3 protein-coding genes and 1 pseudogene are annotated in these 3,401 nt (G+C 72.1%); 2 read left to right on the top strand and 2 right to left on the bottom strand.

Annotated elements, in window-relative coordinates:
• A partial coding sequence (locus D476_RS0128995) for a cell division protein CrgA (RefSeq protein WP_017627387.1) occupies nucleotides 1-199 on the top strand: 199 nt, incomplete at its 5' end.
• A gap of 233 nt (nucleotides 200-432) precedes the next feature.
• Here the strand turns inward: D476_RS0128995 and D476_RS0128990 are convergent.
• Both D476_RS0128990 and D476_RS0128985 read right to left on the bottom strand, forming a co-directional pair.
• Nucleotides 433-1,347: a rhomboid family intramembrane serine protease gene (locus tag D476_RS0128990; protein WP_017627386.1), complete on the bottom strand. Its 915-nt coding sequence runs from the start codon at nucleotides 1,345-1,347 to the stop codon at nucleotides 433-435.
• 7 nt (nucleotides 1,348-1,354) lie between these two features.
• Nucleotides 1,355-1,879, bottom strand: coding sequence for a peptidylprolyl isomerase (locus D476_RS0128985; RefSeq protein WP_017627385.1), 525 nt, complete (start codon nucleotides 1,877-1,879; stop codon nucleotides 1,355-1,357).
• A gap of 366 nt (nucleotides 1,880-2,245) precedes the next feature.
• On the opposite strand from D476_RS0128985, the pseudogene D476_RS34960 reads away from it, so the two are divergent.
• Nucleotides 2,246-2,798 (top strand): annotated as a pseudogene (locus tag D476_RS34960) (hypothetical protein).
• The last annotated feature ends 603 nt before the right edge of the window (nucleotides 2,799-3,401 follow it).

Genomic DNA, 3,401 nt, shown 5'->3' with positions numbered 1-3,401 from the left:
CAAGCCCAAGATCAGCCCGCGCTGGCTGGGGCCGACCATGCTCACGTTCGGCATCGCCGGCGTGCTGTGGATCGCCACGTACTACATCGCCGGTGTGGACGGGAAGATCCCGTTCATGGCGGACCTGGGCAACTGGAACCTGGCCATCGGCTTCGGCGGGATCATCATCTGCGTCATCTTGTCCACACGCTGGCATTGACCCCGTTTCCCCTGCCCAGTAGGGGGAATCGGACGTTTGTCCACAACCCGGCACGGTTCTGTCCACATGGTTGTCCACAGGCTGTGAGGTTCCACTCGCGGCGGCGCTGCGGGCCCCGGCCCCTGCCCTGAACCGACCATCGTGCGGCCGTGCCCCGCACGCGCGCAGGTCCGCCCTCCCGGACACGGCGAAGGGGCGGGACCCGCGTCCCGCCCCTCATCGGTCCGGACCGCTCAGGCGGCCCCGACCGCGCCGAACAGCGCCACGGCGCTCGCGACCACCACGGCCGCGACCACCAGCGCCCACCCGGCGGCGACCAGCAGGTGCACCGTCCCCGAGCGGGAGCCGCTCCCGGGGCGCCCCTGGCCGCCCCGGGGCAGGTAGCCGAACCCGGCGCCCAGCACCAGACCGGTGAGCAGGCCGCCCACGTGCGCGGTCCAGGCGATGTTCAGCCCCGGCAGGAACGTGATCACCAGGTTCACCGCCAACAGCAGCAGGACGAACCGGGTGTCCAGGCCGAGCCGCCGACCCAGCACCAGCACCGCGCCGAACAGGCCGAACACCGCACCCGAGGCGCCCACCGACAGCTGCGGCTCGACGGTGCCGGTCGCCAGCACCGTCACGGCGGTCACCAGCACGGTGACCGCCGATCCGCCGAGGGCGCTGAGCACCCACAGCGCCACGTACCGCACGTGCCCCAGCCAGGCCTCCAGCTGCCTTCCGACCACGTACAGCGCGAACCCGTTGAAGAACAGGTGCATGAGCCCGCCGTGCAGGAACGCGGCGGTGATCATCCGGTACCACTCGCCGGTGAAGACCGCGGCCAGGGCGTTCATCCCGAACGCACCGGTGATGTTCGGGTTCACCGTCTGCAGCAGGTACCCGGCCGCCATCAGGCCGATGAACGTCCAGGTGGCGTACGGGGCCGCGGTCGGGCGCCCGCCGAAGACCGTGCGCGGGGTGCGCACCCTGCGGTTGGCCTCCGCCACACACTCGGGACACTGGTGGCCCACCGAGGCGTCGTTCATGCAGTCGGGGCAGATGCGCCGCTCGCAGCGGGTACAGGTGATGCGGGCCGGGCGGTCCGGGTGCCGGTAGCACACCGGAGCCGCGCCCGGCCCGGAGGAAGGGGTGGGGTGTGCGGCCATCCGGGGCCTAGCGCTCGATCTCGACGGACTCGATGACGACGTCCTCGAGCGGGCGGTCCTGCGGGTTGGTGGCGACCTCGGAGATGGCCTGGACGATCTCGGCGCCCTCGGCGACCTCGCCGAAGATGGTGTGCCGGTTGTTCAGCCAGTCCGGGGTGCCCACGGTGATGAAGAACTGCGAGCCGTTGGTGTTGGGCCCGGCGTTGGCCATCGCCAGCAGGTAGGGGCGGTCGAACTTCAGGTCGTCGCGGAACTCGTCCTTGAACTTGTAGCCGGGGCCGCCCCGGCCGTTGCCCAGCGGGTCGCCGCCCTGGACCATGAAGTTCTCGATGACCCGGTGGAAGATCGTCCCGTCGTAGAGCCTGCCGCTGCTCGGCTTGCCCGTGGTGGGGTCGACCCACTGCTTGGTGCCCTCGGCGAGCCCGATGAAGTTGTCGACCGTCTCGGGGGTCTTGTCCGCGAAGAGCGTGACGACGATCGTCCCCTTGTTGGTGTTCAGCCGCGCCTTGGGCCGGCCGTTGACGTCGGTCACCCGCGTCCCTTTCCATTGCCGTTGCTTACGCCCCCACCGTACCGGGCGCAGGGCGGGCGTCCCGAAGCCTTCGCCCTCCGGGGCCGTCCGGGCCGCCGCGCCCGACCCCGCCCTCTCGCCCCGCCCGGAACGCCCGGGCGACCTGCGGCGTCAGAGGGAAGAGGGGAGGGAGTGGGAAGCGTGTTGAACGCCCGGTGTCCGCCTTGAGACACCTATGTTGATATAACGCGCGTATAACGCCCGTTCAGCCCCACCCCGGCGAAGGGGCGATCGCCGGTGTGGGCGGCATGACCCCGCCCGGACGCATGGAAACCGGCGCGAGCGGGCAGGGGGTTGTCCATATCCTTCGGAGAAAGGGAGTTCACCGTGGCCATCCAGATGAAGCGTCGCAAGGCGGAGATGGACGCGGAGGCGGCCATGGCGCGTCTTCAGGACCTCGCCCGAGAGCAGAGGGAGCGCCTGGGGCCCTACGCCGACCAGGCACGGGCAGGCGCCGAACGCGGCCTGCTGCGCGCCCGCGGCTGGACCGCGCCGCGCCTGGAGACCGCCGCGCTGCGGGTCGAGGACACCGTCGCTCCGCGCGTGGCCGACCTGCTCACGACCGCCGCCCAGCGGGTGGAGCCGAACCGGACCCGCCNCCCGGCCCCGCCACGGCGGCCGCCGCGTGCCCAAGGCCGTGGTGTTCGTGGGGGTGGCCGCACTCGGCGCCGCCGCGGTGTACGGCGCCATCCGGCTGCGCAAGGCCGCCCAGGACGCCGAGTGGCAGGAGAACCTGGACCAGGCCCGCGAGCAGGTCCGCGAGACCCGCGAGCAGGTCCAGACCAAGGCCCGCGAGGCCAAGGAGGCCGCGAAGGCCAAGACCGAGGAGGTCGCAGGCGTCGGCGCCGGCCCGGAGGCTGACGGCGTCGCGAAGAAGTAGCACGGGCCGTGGGCCCGGGACGACGGGGGCCGCCGCACCGAAGGTGCGGCGGCGCCGTCGTTTCACGACGGGACCGGAAGCCCGGACCGGACCGAGCACGGCGTCCATTCCGGGGCCGTTCCAAGGCCGTTCCGGCCGTTCCGGACCACCCCGGCGGCCCTTAAGGCAGCGTTGTCGACCGCCGGGCGTGCGGACGGTCGCCGTGGTTGGGCAACGACGGGACCAGCAGGTACCCCGCTTAAGGCTGCTTGCCGAGCGGCAGGCCGCCGGGGTGCAAGGAAAAGCAGCAGCGACGACCAGGGCAGGTGGCCCTTCCGACAGCGTCGCCGTTTGCCGGGCGTGTACGTGGTCGCCGGAAGAACAGCGACGAAGGAGGCCAGCAGCCCTTCCGGCAGCGCCGTCGGGTAGCGGGCGTGCGGACGGTCGCCGCGAACAGCGACGGCCGAGCAGGTGCCCCGCTCACCGCTCCCGGCCGGGCGACGGGTTGGCGGGGTGCAAGGGAGAGGGCGGCGACGAAACAGGTCGGTGGCCCTTCCGGCAGCGTTGCCGGGTGGCGGGCGTGTGCGCGATTACTGTTCTCGGCGGCGACGGGGCCAGCTGGTG

It is taken from the genome of Nocardiopsis chromatogenes YIM 90109, from assembly GCF_000341185.1.
Classification (GTDB): domain Bacteria; phylum Actinomycetota; class Actinomycetes; order Streptosporangiales; family Streptosporangiaceae; genus Nocardiopsis_A; species Nocardiopsis_A chromatogenes.
Note: the sequence above shows the minus strand (reverse complement) of the source record. Positions and strands in the feature narration are given on the sequence as shown.

Coding starts and splice junctions, on each gene's coding strand:
- D476_RS0128990 (WP_017627386.1), bottom strand. CDS start 1,347: ATGGCCGCACACCCCACCCCTTCCTCCGGGCCGGGCGCGGCTCCGGTG.